The organism is Phyllobacterium ifriqiyense, from assembly GCF_030817885.1.
Classification (GTDB): domain Bacteria; phylum Pseudomonadota; class Alphaproteobacteria; order Rhizobiales; family Rhizobiaceae; genus Phyllobacterium; species Phyllobacterium ifriqiyense.
The window spans coordinates 416,754-434,796 of record NZ_JAUSZT010000002.1; the positions used below are offsets into that span (position 1 = coordinate 416,754).

General features: G+C 55.1%; 13 protein-coding genes and 1 pseudogene. 12 read left to right on the top strand and 2 right to left on the bottom strand.

The genetic code is table 11. From position 1 onward, the window contains the following. The first annotated feature begins 4 nt into the window (after nt 1-4). The 8 genes from fhuB to QFZ34_RS03600 all read left to right on the top strand — a co-directional run bounded on the left by fhuB (nt 5) and on the right by QFZ34_RS03600 (nt 11,308). Entirely contained in the window at nt 5-2,005 is a 2,001-nt protein-coding gene (gene fhuB / locus QFZ34_RS03565) for a Fe(3+)-hydroxamate ABC transporter permease FhuB (protein ID WP_307277048.1), read from the top strand. Between the two features lie 538 nt (nt 2,006-2,543). Continuing rightward, nucleotides 2,544-2,987, top strand: coding sequence for a response regulator (locus QFZ34_RS03570; RefSeq protein ID WP_307277051.1), 444 nt, complete (start codon nt 2,544-2,546; stop codon nt 2,985-2,987). A 615-nt stretch (nt 2,988-3,602) separates the two neighbouring features. Next, the gene (locus tag QFZ34_RS03575; protein ID WP_307277054.1) at nt 3,603-4,373 is read left to right on the top strand and encodes a helix-turn-helix domain-containing protein; all 771 of its coding nucleotides are present in this window, start codon (nt 3,603-3,605) and stop codon (nt 4,371-4,373) included. A 231-nt stretch (nt 4,374-4,604) separates the two neighbouring features. Next, nucleotides 4,605-5,018, top strand: coding sequence for a hypothetical protein (locus QFZ34_RS03580; RefSeq protein ID WP_307277058.1), 414 nt, complete (start codon nt 4,605-4,607; stop codon nt 5,016-5,018). After that, complete coding sequence (locus QFZ34_RS03585) at nt 5,015-9,562, top strand: YadA-like family protein (protein WP_307277061.1); 4,548 nt, start codon at nt 5,015-5,017, stop codon at nt 9,560-9,562. The genes QFZ34_RS03580 and QFZ34_RS03585 overlap by 4 nt, the downstream gene beginning before the upstream one ends. A 7-nt stretch (nt 9,563-9,569) precedes the next feature. Then, nucleotides 9,570-10,142: an invasion associated locus B family protein gene (locus QFZ34_RS03590; RefSeq protein WP_307278904.1), complete on the top strand. Its 573-nt coding sequence runs from the start codon at nt 9,570-9,572 to the stop codon at nt 10,140-10,142. A gap of 12 nt (nt 10,143-10,154) precedes the next feature. Next, the gene (locus tag QFZ34_RS03595) at nt 10,155-10,841 is read left to right on the top strand and encodes a hypothetical protein (RefSeq protein ID WP_307277064.1); all 687 of its coding nucleotides are present in this window, start codon (nt 10,155-10,157) and stop codon (nt 10,839-10,841) included. Next, nucleotides 10,838-11,308 (top strand): DUF4189 domain-containing protein, encoded by a 471-nt coding sequence (locus tag QFZ34_RS03600; protein WP_307277067.1) that lies wholly within the window; start codon nt 10,838-10,840, stop codon nt 11,306-11,308. The genes QFZ34_RS03595 and QFZ34_RS03600 overlap by 4 nt, the downstream gene beginning before the upstream one ends. A 25-nt stretch (nt 11,309-11,333) precedes the next feature. Here QFZ34_RS03600 and QFZ34_RS03605 read toward each other — a convergent pair whose 3' ends face one another. Continuing rightward, the gene (locus QFZ34_RS03605) at nt 11,334-12,053 is read right to left on the bottom strand and encodes a response regulator transcription factor (RefSeq protein ID WP_307277070.1); all 720 of its coding nucleotides are present in this window, start codon (nt 12,051-12,053) and stop codon (nt 11,334-11,336) included. A 10-nt stretch (nt 12,054-12,063) separates the two neighbouring features. After that, entirely contained in the window at nt 12,064-13,293 is a 1,230-nt protein-coding gene (locus QFZ34_RS03610) for a sensor histidine kinase (protein WP_307277073.1), read from the bottom strand. Nucleotides 13,294-13,576: 283 nt separating this feature from the next. Between QFZ34_RS03610 and QFZ34_RS03615 the strand changes: the two genes are divergently transcribed. The 4 genes and pseudogenes from QFZ34_RS03615 (at nt 13,577) to QFZ34_RS03630 (ending at nt 18,029) form a co-directional block, all read left to right on the top strand. Continuing rightward, entirely contained in the window at nt 13,577-14,593 is a 1,017-nt protein-coding gene (locus QFZ34_RS03615) for an ABC transporter substrate-binding protein (RefSeq protein ID WP_307277076.1), read from the top strand. A 109-nt stretch (nt 14,594-14,702) separates the two neighbouring features. Beyond that, nucleotides 14,703-16,136 (top strand): sugar ABC transporter ATP-binding protein, encoded by a 1,434-nt coding sequence (locus QFZ34_RS03620; protein WP_307278909.1) that lies wholly within the window; start codon nt 14,703-14,705, stop codon nt 16,134-16,136. Next, nucleotides 16,133-17,080, top strand: coding sequence for an ABC transporter permease (locus QFZ34_RS03625; RefSeq protein WP_307277078.1), 948 nt, complete (start codon nt 16,133-16,135; stop codon nt 17,078-17,080). The genes QFZ34_RS03620 and QFZ34_RS03625 overlap by 4 nt, the downstream gene beginning before the upstream one ends. Beyond that, nucleotides 17,077-18,029: pseudogene (locus tag QFZ34_RS03630) on the top strand (ABC transporter permease). Before QFZ34_RS03625 ends, QFZ34_RS03630 begins: the two are co-directional and overlap by 4 nt. Nucleotides 18,030-18,043: the final 14 nt, after the last annotated feature.

Consider the following 18,043-nt stretch of genomic DNA (forward strand, 5'->3'; position numbering starts at 1 on the left):
GGTCATGCAACTGACAAAAAAGACAACGCGGCGGAACACTGGAATATGGTTTCTTCCTTTGCTCGTTGGCATTCCCGCGTTCATCGCCGCATCCCTCAGCATATCCGACCTTCTGCGACTGCTGCCCACCGAGTTCTGGTGGCGTGCGATCAGCAATGCCGACTTTACTGATCCCCGGCAGCTGCTTTACCGCCATGCTTTCCTGCCACGTCTTGCAATCAGCCTGTTGGTTGGGGCTGCACTCGGGCTTGCTGGCACGCTGTTCCAGCAAATCCTGCGCAATCCTCTTGCCGAACCGACAACAATTGGCACCAATGCAGGTGCCAGTGTCGCTTTAACTCTTGCGACCCTCTATGCGCCGTGGATGTTGGAACATGGACGGGAGTGGGTGGCTATCGCCGGTGGCACAATAAGTACACTGATCGTTTTCGCCTTGGCGTCGGGACGCGGTTTTTCTCCAATAAGGATCATTATCGGGGGGCTGATCGTCAGCCTCACCTTCAGCTCTGCAAGTGCCTTCTTGATGGCTGCCAATCGCGAATATTCCCAGGAATTGTACATCTGGCAGAGCGGATCACTTATACAGAACGGCGATGCCACGGCTTTTGCGCTGGCGCCCTGGTTGTTGGCGGGCGCGGCAGCGGCCTTCCTGCTGGTACGCCCATTACAAATTCTTGATCTGGCTGACGAGGGAGCGTCGAGCCTGGGCAACAACCCGACTTTGACACGGATGACGGGATTGGCGGTTGCAGTGATTCTTAGCGCTATCGCCACAGCGGCTGTTGGCGTCATCAGCTTTGTGGCCTTGGCAGCGCCGGTTCTGACTCGGCTTGCCGGTGCGCGGACGTTGCACCAACGCGTGATCTGGGCACCGCTTTTAGGAGCTTCTCTACTGTGGCTGACTGATCGGGTTGTGCAGATATTGCCATTTGTGTCGGAAATTCCTGCCGGTACTGCAACAGCGTTTCTTGGTGCGCCGTTGCTGTTGCTGCTGCTACCGAAGTTGCGCATCGCGCCACACAAAAACGGAGATGCGCCATCAGTGTTCCGCCGGCGCAATGGTTTGCCCTGGTTGCTGACCGGCCTTTTAGTACTCGGTTTTTTCCTCTGTCTGAGCCTTGCCGCCGGGCGTGATATTAATGGCTGGTATTGGGCTACATCCGATGAACTTGGCTATCTCTTGCCCCTCAGGGCGCCAAGGGTTGTTGTGGCACTGTCGGCGGGCATTATGTTGGCGTTTGCAGGTGTAGTAATCCAGCGCATGACCGGCAATCCAATCGCGGCACCTGAGGTGCTGGGCATTTCAGGCGCCGCCGCCCTCGGTGTGCTTTTGCTGTTTGTTTCAATGGCGAGTTTTAGTCGTCCGGCAATGTTCCTGGCTGGATTGGCGGGGGCGCTTGTTAGCCTGCTGCTGATTGCACCGATGGGTTATCGAAAGGCGTTAGCACCCGAGCGACTGCTGCTCAGCGGTGTTGCCGTGGCCACAATGGCATCGGCGGCATCGGCGATCGTTTTGGCCAGCGGAGATCCGCGACTGGGTATATTGTTAGCCTGGTTATCCGGTTCGACCTACACGGCGACAGCAGATGATGCCATCACCGCGGGGATCATCACGGCTATTCTTGTGGGGATTGCACCGCTGACCGCGCGCTGGCTGGAGATATTGCCGCTGGGCATGGCCGCTGCGCGAGGAGTAGGTCTTGGGGTCGATCAGGTACGAATCATCCTGCTCGTTTTGATCGCAACAGCAACAGCGGCGTCGACCTTGATTATTGGACCGCTGAGCTTTGTTGGTTTGATGGCACCGCACATGGCACGCGTCCTCGGGTTTCAAAGGGCCTTGCCTCAACTTGCCGCCGCGGGACTCGTTGGCGGGCTCATGCTCATGCTTGCGGACTGGGCCGGCCGAATGCTCATCTTCCCGTGGCAGATACCTGCCGGGCTTCTGGCTGCACTTGTGGGGGGACCCTATTTCATCGCGCTGATGAGAACGCGTCGTTCGTGATATCGCATGGCCAGAATGAAATTTTGGCTAAATGACTTACAATAACAGCGGGATATTGTTGGGCAAAGTGGCTGATAGCGATGTGCGCTATAATAGCCGGAATTGATGGCATATAGGTTGATAGGCCTCCGGGAATATCTTCAACATTCGAGTGGTTTGCGTAGTTCTGTCCTGACATGATTGTGGGGTGTGAATGTATAAATGGCATAAATTACTATTGGCTGCTTGCATCGCTATTTTGATAGGATTTGGCTATCTGGCCAAATCCGACTACGAAACATCGGATAACAGCGGCAGGGCTTTTTCTACGGCACAGGAAGCGGCTCGAAGCGTTAAATAATCTCCAAGCCCCAGCGCATTTGCCCATTTTCATCGGTTCTGCTGTTCCACAGCAAATCAAGATAGAGCGCCGTCAGCGCCAGAGTGCTTGTTTGAATAACGAGACTATATTTTCACAGCATTGGACGATACTATGAATTTAATTTCATTTTTGCCGAATGCGCGTTCAGCGTTTACTCTTTTAAGGCAGCAGGGCTAAATGAACGAGGATAAATCGAAACTGAGGCGGCCTATTACAGTGCTTCTTGTACAGCCAGACGTTATCCTGAATTTCTTTATCTGCGAATTCCTTGAAGAGGCAGGTTTCAAAGTTTTTGATGTAGCTACGACCGATGAAGCCATGGCCCATTTACAACAGCATACGGAGATCAGTGCCGTTATCGCCGAGTATGCACCAGGGAAAACCACGGACGGTAGCTTCATACAAAGGACAGCTATTCAATTTCCGCAGATGGCGCTCGTTGTTACGATTGACGACGGTATCATTGCAACAGATTTGCCCGTGGACGTAATGCTGTTGGCGAAACCGTTCGAACCGGAAATGGTGGAAGAAATTCTGAGCTATTTCTTAGATAAGTTCCAAACAGGACGAGAGCGGTTCTCTAATTTGCCAATGACCGCGAGCCAAGAGCGGTCTTCATAATTCGTCGCTGAAGTGCGCCCTCTGGTATGCGAGGCAAACGAATTACGTGCCGCTGCCCCCCATGCTCCTGCTTGCAAAAAATTAATCCGTTGCAAATTGTTGCTATAAAATAGTGAAAACGATAATCGCCAAAACACGGCCGGGGCCGCACAATGTTCACAAGTAATTATATGTTTATAGGTGTTTATTCTGACTCGCTGCAGTTTTTCTCAGTTGTTTCGACTCGGCGCCGATCATTTCCAACATTTACAACTTCTGATTTATATGGTTTTTTCGGTCAGAAGTTGGCATGAAGAGTGTCACCGGCTTCAAGCGTCCCGAACGCTAACGAGTTGGCGAACCTTACAATGCTTTTAACCAAGACATTCCAAATCAACGTTGCTCAATGAGGAGTTGCGTATCGCTTGCCCACTTTCCGGCAAGGGAGACGCATGACGTTGAATACAAATTCAGGTGCCCGCCTTACACATGAATACGTCGATAAGTTCTCATTCTCTGGTACATCTCGACCGTTCGAATTCTTCCGGAATATTAAACACAATTCCAGAAAGTGTCGGGCCCAGATTTGAGTCAGCTATCGGCGGAGTTATTAAAGCTACCAGATCAGCAGGCTCAATGAGTTTTCACACGAGCGTGGATTTTGCCAGTATTATGCTTTCGCCGTCACCTGGCATGGAAGCTGCGTTTGCGAGCGACAGGACACATCAATTCAATGCGCCTGCGGGGGCTGTCGTCATTAACCCTGCGGATATCGACCGAACCCTCCGCTGGTCGGGCATGAAAAAGAATGTCGCAGTGGCGTTTGGACGGGATGCCTATGCAGCCTTGGCAGCCACCGAACTTGATGGCAACAGTTGGGATCTCCGCCCTCCAAAATTTGGTCACGTTGATCTTAGGGCACTTCGTATTGGTACCGCGATGGCAAAGGAATTATCCGCCATCGCTGTCAATCCAGTATATCTAGACGCTTTGATGACGGTGCTGGCCGTTCATATCATCCGGACTTACTCGGCACATAAAACAACAAGGCCAATGATGCAGGCGCGGCTTCCCGGGCATCAGGTGAAGCGCATTCGCGAATATATTCATCAAAATATGGCAGAAAATATTTCCATACTTTCGATGGCCAGGATTGTTCAGTCTTCACCCAGTCATTTCATCCGGGCTTTCACGCTAACTTTCGGTATGCCGCCACATCAATATCTTACCAAGGTTCGTCTTGAGGAAGCGGAGACGTTGCTGACGCAAACCAATCTTCCAATCTTTGAAATTGCTCACCGGTCAGGTTTTTCCAGTCAAAGCCATCTCACAAACACAATGAAGCGCCTCAAAAATCTTACACCCGGCCAGATTCGGGCCGCCGGAAATGCCGGGTTCAGCGAGTGACATATTTGTTACTAGATAAATCGAATTAGTTAGAAAAAACTCATTCGAAAGGTTTATTTGCGCACGATTCTGCAATTGCGGCTTTTCTGTGTAATGACTTTGTTCAAAAATTGACCTGTCAATAGCTCCGAGCGGCCATAATGGACCGCGGGGAATTTCGCTTTGCGATGGGGGGCGTATGACAGATTTCTGCAATCATGATTCCAATTGGCTTTGCCAAAGATGAGTCAGATGCAGTCTTCTGACATCGAAGTTTTTGCTCCCAAAATCGAAGCGGTTTGGTCTGTGATTGATAAGCAGTATGCGGGCCGCATGAGCGCAGCAGAGCTTGATCATCTCTTTGCATGTTTTGTTTTGGGGCTCACCACACCGCGGTTTGGAGAGGCCGAACCTGCTTCCCATTATCAAATCTGCCAGTCGCTGGTTTCGATCAAGCTTCCGCCGGAGCGCACCGAGGCTGCGCTTCATACTGTACCGCCAGCGTCCCAACCATGGATCGAAAATGCCCGGTCGCTCATCGAGAGCAAGGGCGAGCGAATAGGAAGCGCGTTGTCTCAACGCGCAAATGTCACCGAAGAACCTGCAGGCGAAGATGCGAATTCCAGCGCCCTGGAACGCCTGGTCAAAAGCGAGGAAACGCAATGATTGAATACATGCAACGTTCTGTTCAGCGTATTTTCTGCCTTGGACTGTCCAGCGACCGGAGCAAAGACAGCGCCTCCCACCGGCGTCGATTGATGGCGATCCTGCGCCTGGCACATCGCGTTCTTGGCGTTCGGCGCAAGGGCCTTGGCCTCGGAATGTTGGGGGTAGGCGGCAATCTGCGTTCGACCACAGCGATCGGCGCGCTGGCGACGATTATCGCACTCGACCTCTCCGGAACTGCCCATGCGCAGTACCAGGCTGGCGGCGGTTCGGCGACAGGCGGCAACGCCGTCGCCATCGGTAACACTGCCACAGCGAATGGCAATAACAGCGTGGCGCTCGGCACCGCGAATTCCGCAACTGGTGACGCGACAATTGCTATCGGCTATTCGATGACTGTCAATGGCCTCAATTCGATCGGCATAGGTGTCTTCGCAGGCGCGAACGGCGTCAACGCGCTGGCCATCGGCGGCAACGCCCAGGCCACAGCGGATGGAGCAACCTCCATCGGCGTCAACTCCGTTGCGCGCGCCGGTGCAGCCGCCTTGGGCCTCAACGCCCGGGCGGACGGCGTGAACTCAACGGCGGTCGGTTATGTCAGCAGGGCAACCGGACTACGCGCCACCGCGCTCGGGTTTGGGGCAACCGCATCCGGACTGGATGCCATTGCCCAAGGCAATTCCGCTGTTGCAAGCAATCAGAACGCCATCGCCATTGGTTTCCAGGCCACCGCGACCGCAATCAACGCCGTCAATCTCGGCAACCGAACTGTTGCAGGAGGGGGCGCCCTTCAGGAGAGCGCCATTGCCATAGGCACGGACGTATTGGCATCTCAGGTCGATGCCACTGCGATTGGCCGCCAAAGCCGGGCGACGGGTACAAGTGCCACAGCAATGGGGCGGAACGCCAGCGCTTGGGGTAATCAGTCCATCGCGCTCGGCCTTGGTGCAATCGCAGGCGTTCAGGCCAACACGGCTCTGCCCAACAGCATTGCGATCGGAACCAATGCCGTTTCATCCGGAAACGCCGGTACCGCAATCGGCACTGCTGCAAATGCAACGGCCGATTTTGGCACAGCGCTCGGCAATCAGGCCCTCGCAAGTGGTGTCGGTGCTCTCGCGGCGGGTTCGGGAGCGCAGGCTACCGCCACCTCCACCACGGCGCTCGGCAACAATGCCACAGCGACTGCCTTGAATTCGATCGCGCTGGGACTGGGCGCTGCCGCCAGCGGAATCAATAGCGCAGCTCTCGGCGTCAGCGCGGTTGCCAATGGCCAGAATGCCGTTGCACTCGGCATCGCCGCATCCGCATCGGGGCTGAATTCCATCTATCTCGGCGCGCGCACTGTTGGAGCAGGCGCCAGCGGGGCGAGCGCCATCGGCATCGGCACGGACGTGACGGCGTCGCAGGCTGACACAATCGCGATGGGACGCGCAAGCCAAGCAACGGCAGCCAGCGCGATCGCCATGGGCAATGCTGCAGTAGCAAGCTCGGCCGACTCCGTAGCAATCGGCACCAGGGCCAATGCAGGCGGCGGCAAGTCGGTGGCTATCGGCGCGGACAATATCGCTTATGGCGACGGCGCAGTGTCAATCGGCGATCCGAGCTATGCCAGCGGCACCGGCGCCTTCACCGGCGGCGCGAACAACATCGCCAATGCGGATGGCACGGCAAGCGCTACAGCAGCCAATATGGCCAATGGCGCGGTAGCAATTGGCAACAGTAACGTTGCAATTGGCCAAGGTTCGGTTGCACTTGGCAATACGAGCCGCGCAGGAGCAGCTGGCTCCGTTGCCCTTGGTGATACAGCGGTTGCTAACAATGCAGACGATGTTGCATTGGGATCAGGTTCCGTCACGGACGTAGCCGTGGGTACGGCCAGTACAGTGATCGCCGGCACCACCTATAATTTCGCTGGAACCGCAACGCCTACCTCCACCGTGAGCATTGGTGCTGCTGGCGCAGAGCGCACACTCACCAATGTGGCTGCCGGTCGCATTGGTGCTGCTTCCACCGACGGCATCAACGGTTCGCAGCTGTTTGCGACTAACCAGGCAGTCGAAAGTGTTGCGACGACGATCACCAATATCAATAATGGTGCCGGCATCAAGTATTTCCATGCCAATTCGACCCTGCCCGACTCGCAGGCAATCGGCATGGATTCTGTCGCAATAGGTCCAAATGCCGTGGCTAATAATGCCGGTGACGTGGCGATAGGCCTCAATTCGGCAAGCGGCGTGACGACAGCAGTTGGCGGCACCACCATCGGCGGCGTGAACTATGCCTTTGCCGGAGGCGCGCCGGCCGGTGCGCTCTCCGTCGGTTCCGCGGGCGCGGAACGCCAGGTGCAGAACGTCGCGGCGGGCCAGCTCTCCGGCGCCTCCACAGATGCCGTCAACGGTTCGCAGCTCTTCGCGACCAACCAGCAGGTAACGACCAATACGACCGACATCGCCAATCTTGGCGACTCCATCGGCGACATCGGCGATACGATCAACAATATCGCAGGCGATACCTCCACTGCCTATACCGACGCCAATGGCGACGGCATCCGCTATGTCCGCACCAATGACCGGACGCTGGCGGTGAGCGACTCGTCGGCACAGGGGGTTGGTTCGACCGCCGTCGGCTACAATGCCACGGCGATTGCCGAAAGTTCGCTGGCACTTGGACGGGAGAGCCAGTCCACCATCGTCGGCGGTGTGGCCCTCGGCTCCGGGTCGGTCTCGGACCGTGCGCTGGCGCCTGCAACGGGCCAGATCGCGGCGGGTCCGACGAACTTCATCGAATACAACACTACCGACAAGTCGCTTCTCGGCGCGGTTTCTGTCGGCACGGCCACATCCTATCGCCAGATCACCAATGTCGCTGATGGTACGGACTCGCAGGACGCCGTGACAATACGCCAGCTGCAGGGCGCCATCGCTTCGGTTGCCGCAACGCCGTCCAAATATTTCCACGCCAATTCGGTCGCCGGCGACTCTCTCGCCGTCGGTGCGGAATCGATCGCCGTCGGCCCGACCACCGTCGTCAATGGCGATAATGGCGTCGGCATCGGCAATGGCGCGATCGTCGATCAAACTGCACCCGGTGGAACGGCGATCGGGCAGGGCGCTCATGTGTTCCTTGCTGACGGCATTGCGCTCGGCACCCAGGCCACAGCGGCCGGTATCCAATCGGTGGCCCTTGGCGCCGGTGCCGCCAGCAACCACATCAACAGCGTCGCCCTCGGTTCGCAATCGGTCACAACGGTCGGGGCACAGACCGCCTATACTGCATTTGCACTTGCAGCTCCGCAAACTTCGTTCGGTGAAGTCTCGATCGGTGCGGTCGGAGCCGAACGCAAACTGACCAATCTTGCGGCAGGTTCCGCCGAAACGGATGCGGTCAATGTCAGCCAGTTGCGCGGTCTGGGCACGCAGATCACCAACAATCTCGGTGGCGGCTCCGTTGTCAATCCCGACGGCACAATCACCGGCCCGACATACAATATCCAGGGCGGGAGCTATACGACCGTCTATGATGGGTTCACCGCTGTGGACGCGAGCCTCACAAACCTGAACAACCAGATCAACAATGGCGGCGGCATCAAATATTTCCACGCCAATTCAACGTTGGCCGATTCATCGGCGACGGGTACGGACAGCGTGGCGATCGGCCCGGAAAGCATCGCCACCGGCACCGACAGCCTCGCGGCCGGCCATGGGGCGGCAGCAACCGGAGTGGGCTCCGTGGCGCTCGGCGAAGGCGCTCAGGCGAACAATGCCAATGATGTCGCCCTCGGCTCTGGATCTGTCACGGAGACGGCTGTCGGAACCGCCGGCACCACCATTCGCGGCAAACAGTATGATTTTGCTGGAACGACGCCTGTGGGGACAGTCAGTGTCGGCGCTGACGGAGCCGAACGGACAATCACAAACGTAGCAGCGGGACGCATTTCCGCGGACAGTACAGACGCGATCAATGGATCACAGTTGCATGCCACCAACTCCGCGATTGAGGATTTAGAAGGCGGAATTGGAAACATCAACAACAACGCCGTCTTTTACGATATCAAAGACGGCAAAAAAACAAATAATATCACCCTTCAAGGAGGTGATGTTAATGCACCGGTTGTCATTTCCAATGTTGGAAAAGGCGTTGCCGACAATGATGCCGTCAATGTCTCGCAGCTCAAGGAAAATGTGACCTACGCCATTAAGACATCGAACGACTACACAGACAGTGTCGCAACGACAACTTTGAATGAGGCCAACAGCTACACGGATCAGAAATTCGGGCAGCTCAATCAGGAGTTTGACTCGATCCGGGACGAAGCTCGCCAAGCCGCAGCCATCGGCCTCGCCGCTGCTTCATTGCGCTATGATGATCGGCCCGGAAAGGTCAGTGTGGCGGTGGGCGGCGGTTACTGGCGCGATGCCGGTGCTCTCGCCTTTGGTACAGGGTATACAAGCGAAAACGGCCGGGTACGTGCAAATCTCTCAGGTACCACGGCCGGCGGCCATTGGGGTGTGGGAGCCGGTCTCAGTTTCACGTTGAACTGAGGCAATGATGCTGCGACGTAGCTCATTCTGGCTCCTCGTTTCGCTGGCGCTCTCCAGCCTGTCCTGTCCGGTTGCGGCAGGGCAGGAGGCTAAGGCGGGCTTCCGGATCAAGCCTTCAGACGTGGTGCCGCCAGCCGATGTCAAGCTGGGCGACTATCAGCGGACCATACGTCCTTTCGAAAACTGGACATTGATCTGCGACGAGAAGGTCAAGGCGCGCCAGAGGGTCTGCAATGTCACGCAGACCATCGAGAACCAGCTGGGGCAGGTCGCCTTCAGCTGGTCGCTCGCCGCAACGAAGGAAGGCAGCCCATACATGATCGTGCGTACTGCGCCGATCGCGGATGCGGATGCGCCATTGGCGCTGGCCTTCGAGGGCCGCAAGGAACCTGTCAAAATACGGCTCGACGGCTGCAACCAGGCCGTCTGCGTTGGCATGCTGCCGGTCGGCCCGATCATGCGCGACCAGATATCGAAGAAGTCTTCCCCAACGATTTCCTATGCGACTAGAACAGGCAAAACAATCAGTTTGGTTGCGCCCTTAAGCGGCCTTTCCGCAGCCGTCGAGGCGATCAATTGAAAAGGTACAGGAATGACCCAGCAATCGATCCATGACAGGATAATGTCGCGAAAGACAAATGCTGAAGCGCCGGCTACCATCGCCGCTGCACCATCGCACAATTGGTGGAAGAAGGCTACGCTTTCGCTGCTCGGTATCACGGTCCTCGGTGCGGCGGGCTATGGTGCGACACGCTACGGCATTCTCGACGCCGTCCTTTCGCCCCCCGCCATCGCCGATACGCCGCAGGCAGGCGCCAATGCCGCGGAGTCACCGTTCCGGCAACATGCCAAACAGGCGCGCCTGCTCGCCTGCTCAAATGTCTTCCCGGGTCTTGGCGCCCTGCTAACAGATGGATCGCAATATGGCGTACAGTCAATCTGGAACAATGAGAAGCCGGACCGGCATGCGGTCCAGGCGCTTGTCGGCATGAACTATGCCACCGAAGGATATACCGGCATCGCGGCGGGTGTCGTCGTCGCGGCGCCGACCGGTTCCGATTGCGAAGGCTCGATGGTGCGGGTAGCGCCTTTCCCCGTGCCATGCGCAGACATGCCGGGCCGGCTGCCCCAGGGCAGCAAGCTCACCAACAATCTCGCTCAGGTCAGTGTCTATGAGCTGCCGAACAATGGCGGCAATGCGATGCTGCTGCCCAGCGGAAATAACTGCGTTGTAATTTCCGTCGCCTCTGCGGCCGGAACAAATGGAGGCAAGCAATGAGATTTCGTTTTGCCATCGGAGTGATGGGAGCTCTCTTACTGTCAACCACCCACTTGGTCGCTGCGGACCTAACTGCGACTGAAGTGCCTGTTCCAGCAGATGTCGAGGAGCGGGGGATCTGGGCTGCTGTTGCCTATTCAGCAGTGGACGGAATACACGGCTTCTTCTGGGGCGCTGACAAGCGCCAGGAGGCAACCGATCTGGCGATGAAGCACTGCGAGAATGACGGCGGTAAAAATTGTGAGGTCGTGGAAGTATTCCGCAACCATCGCCATTGGGACGATGACGATAATACGGGATTTCCATACAAACATTGTGGTGCACTTGCCGTGGCCAAAGAGAAAAAGCTGACTACGGTATGGGGAGCGAGTTCCGCTGTAACCCGCGATGAAGCTGAGGATGCTGCGACGCGTATTTGCGAAGCCGGTGGCGCTACATGCAAAATTCGCGAATGGGTTTGTACATGAGCCGGGCGCTGCTCGCTATTACCGGTCAATCACCACCGAGCCATTCGTTCAATTCAACTTCCGATCGCTCTAGCCCATTATAATTGATCAGCTTGCGCATAAGGGCGACGGCAACTGCACGTGCACGCAGATTGAATCGCCCATCACGGCCGTCTCCGGATGTTTGATAAACCCCAAGTTTCTCGTAAAGTTGCTGCAGCCGGTTTTGCACGCTGCGGAGTGAAATATTGCGACGAGCGGCTATTGCCCGGTCAGTCAGTCCTAAGGCGACATCAATGAGAATTTCGTACTCGATATCATTTACGCCTTTAGCCTGACCAAGGCTTTTTTGCTGCATTCCGCGCACCTCGCGATCAATGACACATTGTGCCTCGATAAAAATGCTGCGAAGTGCCAGTTTCAGGCGTTCCTCCGATGCAGATTTGAGCACATAGCCAAAGGCAGCGCCGTCCGGAACTATGCGAGCAACACCGCGCACATAGGCTTCATCTGAATAATTGGACCAGAAAAGAATCCGCGTGTCGGGCCGCTCTTTCCATATTGTGCGAGCTGCTTCGATGCCGTTTCTGGTCTGCATTTGAAGATCCATGACAATATGAGCTGACTTATGGTCGCGTGCCATTCTCTCGCCGATCATGCCGTTGTCAGCCTCAAAAATGACTTTGCATTCCGGTAGGGCAGCATTGACCGCATCACGCAGATAAGATCGATGGAGTGAATCATCCTCGACGATTAGTATTTGCATCCCATTCTCCTTAAAATTCGCGATCAGGTACAGCGGCTGTTGGCAGATGAACGACGACGCGTGTTCCGACATTGTCCTGGTTGGGTCCGATCGAGAACTTTGCAGAAATCAGCCGGGCTCTTGTCTTCATGTTGTTGATACCGCCGCCCGCGCGGCGGCGCGTTTTTAGGCCGCAGCCGTCATCCACGACTTCTATTGAGATGCCGTCGACCTGTTCAAGCAAACGTACGACAATATTATTTGCACGGGCATGGCGAATAACATTGTTGATCGCCTCCTGGGTGATGCGGAAGAGAGCGATAGATACGGTCTGATCCAGCTGGTCGATAACGCCATTCGTCTCGTCAACCAGTTGCTGCCGAAGCCCGGAGCCACTGTCACGGATGGAACGGTCCAGGTGATTTTCTATGGCTTGGCTGAAACCAAAAAGCTGAAGCACCGAGGGTTTCGCCTCTTCTATAATTTGCCGCAGATCCTGCATGCTGTGCTGCAAACTTCGCGCAACCGATTCAAGTTCGTCACCGGACACGACCTGTTCGCCGGCCAGTCGCTCCAACCAGCGCGCCAAGCGGGTGAGATCGGCCAATGTCTGATCATGCAAGTCCATGCCAATGCGTTGGCGCTCGCGCTCCAATGCCTCCGTAAGGTTCAGAGCGCCGAGACGCAGTGCCTCTTCCCTAACCCTTGCTTCAGCCTCCACGATCGCTGATTTTTGCGCTTGATCGGCAGCACGCAACGCAAAGAAATAGGCAGATAAAAGATCGGCGATGGATCGCGCATTGTCGACGTCTTCCATTGTATAGAAGTGTTTTTGATGGGAAGAACAGCTCAACGCTCCAATAATATCCCCTTCAACTTTTAGAGGGAGGTGGATGCGACTTCGCAACCCCTGTTCGAAGGCGGGTTGAATGAATGCGCCCTTGAAATTAAATCGTGCATCCGTCAGTGCGTCGTCAGTCAGCATATAGGGCACCTCACCCCACAAGAGGGCGCGGATGGGGCTTTGGGAGACCAGTGCAGGCGGATGAGTGCCCCATGCCGTTTCCAGTCCAGTCTCGTAGGCTGTGTGGTATTTTCCTCCATGCCTAATAATGCAGACATCAAGATGATCGTGCGGGATGATATGCGCGATCTCCACTGCCACCGCGCGGATTGCGGAATGGAATTCTAGCTGACCCGCCAGTAGCCGCGAAATTCCGATATAGTGATCAAGCAATGCCGCCGGTGCCATCTTCAACATTCTGCATTCCCTCCCGCAAATGTATTCCTCCGTGGCCCACGGGCTATAGCGAACATCATGTTCATTTGCATAAAGCGCCAACTCATATGGGCCCGTCTTGCGTGATCCCGCATATTTTTCGGCATATCCCGCAAAATGCCTGCCGTAAAACGCCTATACAAGCTCGACAACGTAACTCATCTTGCAGGATCAAAGGGAGAAGAATTCGACAGGAGGAGTTTCGATCAGAAGAAACGCTGATCGGGATCTGTTCGAAAAACTAGCTTAATCTGGGGAGAGAGAAATGAAAACTACCAATGTTCTTTTGGCGACGATAGCGCTCGTCTGTACTGCAGTGCCAAATCTGGCAATCGCAGATACCTCGGCCAAGAAAATTGCCTTGTCAAACAATTATGCCGGCAATTCCTGGCGGCAGGCCATGCTGACGAGTTGGACAAAAGTTGCTGGTGACGCGGCCAAAGGCGGTATTGTTGCCGCAGCTGATCCATTCACGACTGCCGAAAATCAGGCGACGGAGCAAGCAGCACAAATTCAAAACATGATCTTGCAGGGCTACGATGCCATCGTCATCAATGCAGCGTCACCCACGGCGCTAAATGGTGCTGTCAAGGAGGCATGTGATGCTGGCATCACGGTGGTTTCCTTTGACGGTATCGTAACGGAGCCGTGCGCCTGGCGCATTGCGGTAAACTTCAAGGAAATGGGTCGCAAGCAGGTCGAGTATCTTGCCAGTAAAATACCCAATGGCGGCAACCTTCTGGAAATTCGTGGTCTCGCCGGAGTTTCTGTCGACGATGAAATTTCAGCCGGAATTCACGAGGGTGTCAAACAATTCCCGCAATTCAAAATCGTTGGATCAGTGCATGGAGACTGGGCGCAGGATGTAGCCCAGCGTGCTGTTGCCGGTATTCTTCCAAGCCTGCCTGAGATCGTCGGTGTTGTCACGCAAGGTGGTGATGGTTATGGAGCGGCGCAGGCATTCGAGGCCGCTAAACGCCCTACGCCTGTGATTGTCATGGGCAATCGCCAGGACGAGCTTGTCTGGTGGAAAAAACAAAAGGATGCCGGCAATTATGAAACCATGTCGGTGTCGATTGCGCCCGGTGTGTCGACATTGGCATTCTGGGTCGCGCAGCAAATACTTGATGGTAAAGAAGTCAAGAAGGAATTGACCGTACCATTCCTTCAGATAGATCAAGACGATCTGGAAGCCAGCTTGAAAACGACCCAAGAGGGCGGCGTCGCCAATGTGGAGTATTCGCTTGAGGACGCCCAAAAGGTAATTGCGTCGACCAAATAGATTTCGTCATACGATAAAACCAGCTCTGCCTGATTGTTATGTCAGGCCGAGCCTTTCGCAGTATTGAGGATTTTGCCGCGTGACGAATACCAGACCGCAAGATGCCGTGATGGAAGTGAGGGATGCCAGAGTAAGCTTTGGTGCAGTCAAAGCCCTTGACGGCGTAACGCTTGCAATTCAGCCCGGTGAATGCATTGGGCTGGTAGGCCATAACGGTGCGGGAAAATCCACCATCGTCAATGTCATTAATGGCGGTCTCACGCCGCATGAGGGACGCGTTGCACTTGGCGGTAAGTTTATTGAAAAATATAATGTCAAGGTGGCCCGAGACCACGGAGTGCGTTGCGTCTTTCAGGAACTGTCGCTATGCCCCAACTTAACAGTTACCGAAAATACCCGCATCATGCATCGGAGCCTCGCAGGTTGGGGCTGGCGGAAAAAAGCACGTGCTGTCGTTCGCGCAAAGCTTGATGAGATTTTTCCCGGTCATCGCATTCCCGTCGGGGCGCTCGTTGGCGATTTGACCATTGCGGAAAGACAGATGGTGGAGATCGCTACGGCTTTTTCCGAAGTGACGCAAAAGGTAAGGCTTATTATATTGGATGAACCCACGTCATCTCTTGACGCAGGGCTTGCCGCGCAATTGTTGGCATTCGTGCGCGCATTTGTCAAAACCGGTGGTTCGGTCATTTTCATATCGCATATCCTCGGCGAAATACTTTCAACATGCGACCGGATCGTTGTTATGAAGGATGGCAAGGTGGTTGCAGCCAGACCGTCCGAAGGATGCACGGAACATAGTCTGGTCGAATCCATGGGCAGCGTGGTCAAAGGACCGTCCGCAAGGTCCATTCGAGAAATTAATACAGGCGAACCAGTGCTTTCAGCGGTAAGGCGCGCAGGCCAAGGATTGCCACTCAAGGCGCATAGAGGCGAAATCATCGGATTGGCTGGCCTTGGCGGCCACGGCCAGACCGAAACTCTAATCGATATTTATCTCAAGCAGAGCGGCAATTGGGTACGTGAGCGAGCACCCAAGGTCGCCTTTATCGCTGGGGACCGCCGTCTCAACGGTGTATTTCCTTTATGGAGCATCATCAAGAATATGTCGATCGGTCACCTGCCAGACCTTTCAACAAAGGGTTTTATCCGACGGCAGGACGAAGCGAAACTCGTCGAAAATTGGAAATCCAAGATCGAAATACGGACCAAGAATGTGGAAAACGATATCCTGTCGCTATCGGGAGGTAACCAGCAGAAGGTGCTGTTTGCCCGTGCTCTCGCGACAAGGGCGGATGCGGTCTTGATGGATGATCCGACTCGCGGTGTCGATATCGGAACGAAGCAGGAAGTCTATTCAATCTTGCGATCGGAAGCGGACAAGGGGCGTACCTTCGTATGGTATTCCACTGAGATGGATGAAATCTGTCTATGTGACCGTGTTTACGTGTTCAACAGCGGGGTGATTGTTGCAGAATTGACCGGAGACCAGGTAACGGAGAAGAATATTCTTGCTGCGTCATTCAGGAGCGCGGCAGCATGACAAATTGGTTCACACGCGACGCCATTCGTCTGCTGATTCCCGCCCTGTCGCTTACTCTTCTTCTGCTGGTGATCTTTTACCTGCAGCCACGCGCAATGAGCTACAATGGCTTAAATCTGTTGTTCAATCTTGCTGTGCCAATCGCGCTGGCCACGATTGCTCAGATGCTTATCATGACAGTCAACGATCTTGATCTTTCCATGGGAGCCTTTGTCAGTTTTGTGGCGTGCGTTGTGGCCACATTTCTCAATACAAATCCTTTTCTAGGTGTTGCCATTCTGGCCGCCGCAATTCTTGCTTATGCCGCTCTTGGTGTTCTCATCTATGTGAGAAACCTTCCTTCTATCGTGGTTACGCTTGGCATGAGCTTTGTTTGGGGTGGGTTAGCAGTTCTAATTCTGCCCGCGCCTGGTGGACAGTCACCGGTTTGGTTGCGGGCATTGATGGTTTCCAAACCGCCTTTGGTACCCTTGGCAATTATCGCCAGCATTCTCGTTGCTGTTTGCGCCCATTTTCTCATTATGCGCTCCTCACTCGGTGTGGTCTTGCGCGGGGTGGGCGGCAATTTTCGTTCCGTTGAAAGGGCAGGTTGGTCCATTGTACGCGCTCGCGCCATTATCTATGCGCTTGCAGCCTTCTTTGCCATTCTTGCCGGCTCGGCGCTCGTGGGTCTTACAACCTCGGCCGACGCCAATATTGCCCTGCGATATACATTGCTCTCAATCGCTGGCGTTATTTTGGGCGGAGGCGAGTTCGTCGGTGGCAGGGTCTCTCCAATCGGGGCCGTTATTGGTGCGCTGACATTGACACTGGCCGGTTCATTCCTGTCTTTTCTCAGAATATCGCCGGACTGGCAGATTGGCGCGCAAGGCATGATCCTGATTATTGTTCTGGCCCTTCGATTGTTGTTCAACCGGCTTGAACGGCGAGGAAAATCCGCATGATTTCGATTAAGCTCTTGCTGGAAAAGCCATGGATATGGTCCTTCGTCGCAGCGGCAATCGTCTGGTTTGTCACTATCATGTTCACTGGTGGAGCAAGCGCATATGGGCTCTCGCAAGCCGCACTTACCTTCGCGGCATTTTCAATTATCGTCGGCATCGGCCAGATGTTTGTGTCATCACGCTCGGACCAGGCAATATTGATCTCAGCGTCCCGGCAACGATGACGCTGTCAGGTACTGTTGCATTAAAGCTCATGGGCGGCGCGGATTCCATGGTGGTGCCGGGTTTGCTCGTCGCCGTTGCAATCGGTGTCGCTGTTGGCGTGGGCAATTATGGTCTGATCAAATTGCTGCGTATTCCACCAATCATTGCTACGCTGTCGATGAGTTTTATTGTGCAGTCGACGGCAATCTGGACCAATCGCGGACTGCGGATCAAACCACCGGCGATTCTTGCCGATTTTACCACATCCATGACGCTGGGTGTTCCCAACGTTGCCTGGATTGCGCTCGGTCTTTCCATCGTTGCCTATTGGCTGTTGCAAAAGTTGATTTACGGCCGGTGGGTTTCTGCCATCGGACAGAATATACTGGCGGCCCGCATGACCGGGATCCCGGTCGACGGCGTGCGCATTGTTACCTATGTTCTGTGCGCGGTTCTGGCCTCGGTATGTGGCTTCCTGCTGGCAAATTTTTCGGGTGGAGCCGCGCTCAATATGGGGTCGGAATATCTGCTGATGTCCATCGCCGTCGTCGTTATTGGTGGAACAGCAGTTGCTGGCGGAAACTCCAACGTTCCGGGCATATGGGGTGCCTCACTTTTCATGTTTCTCGTTGTTTCGATGCTCAACACCTACGGGTTTGACGCCGGCATTCGCCTGATCATGACCGGTATTATCATCATCGGCGTTATCGTTCTTGCCGGTGGCCACAACTCTGATCAACGTTAAAACTGGTGTACCTG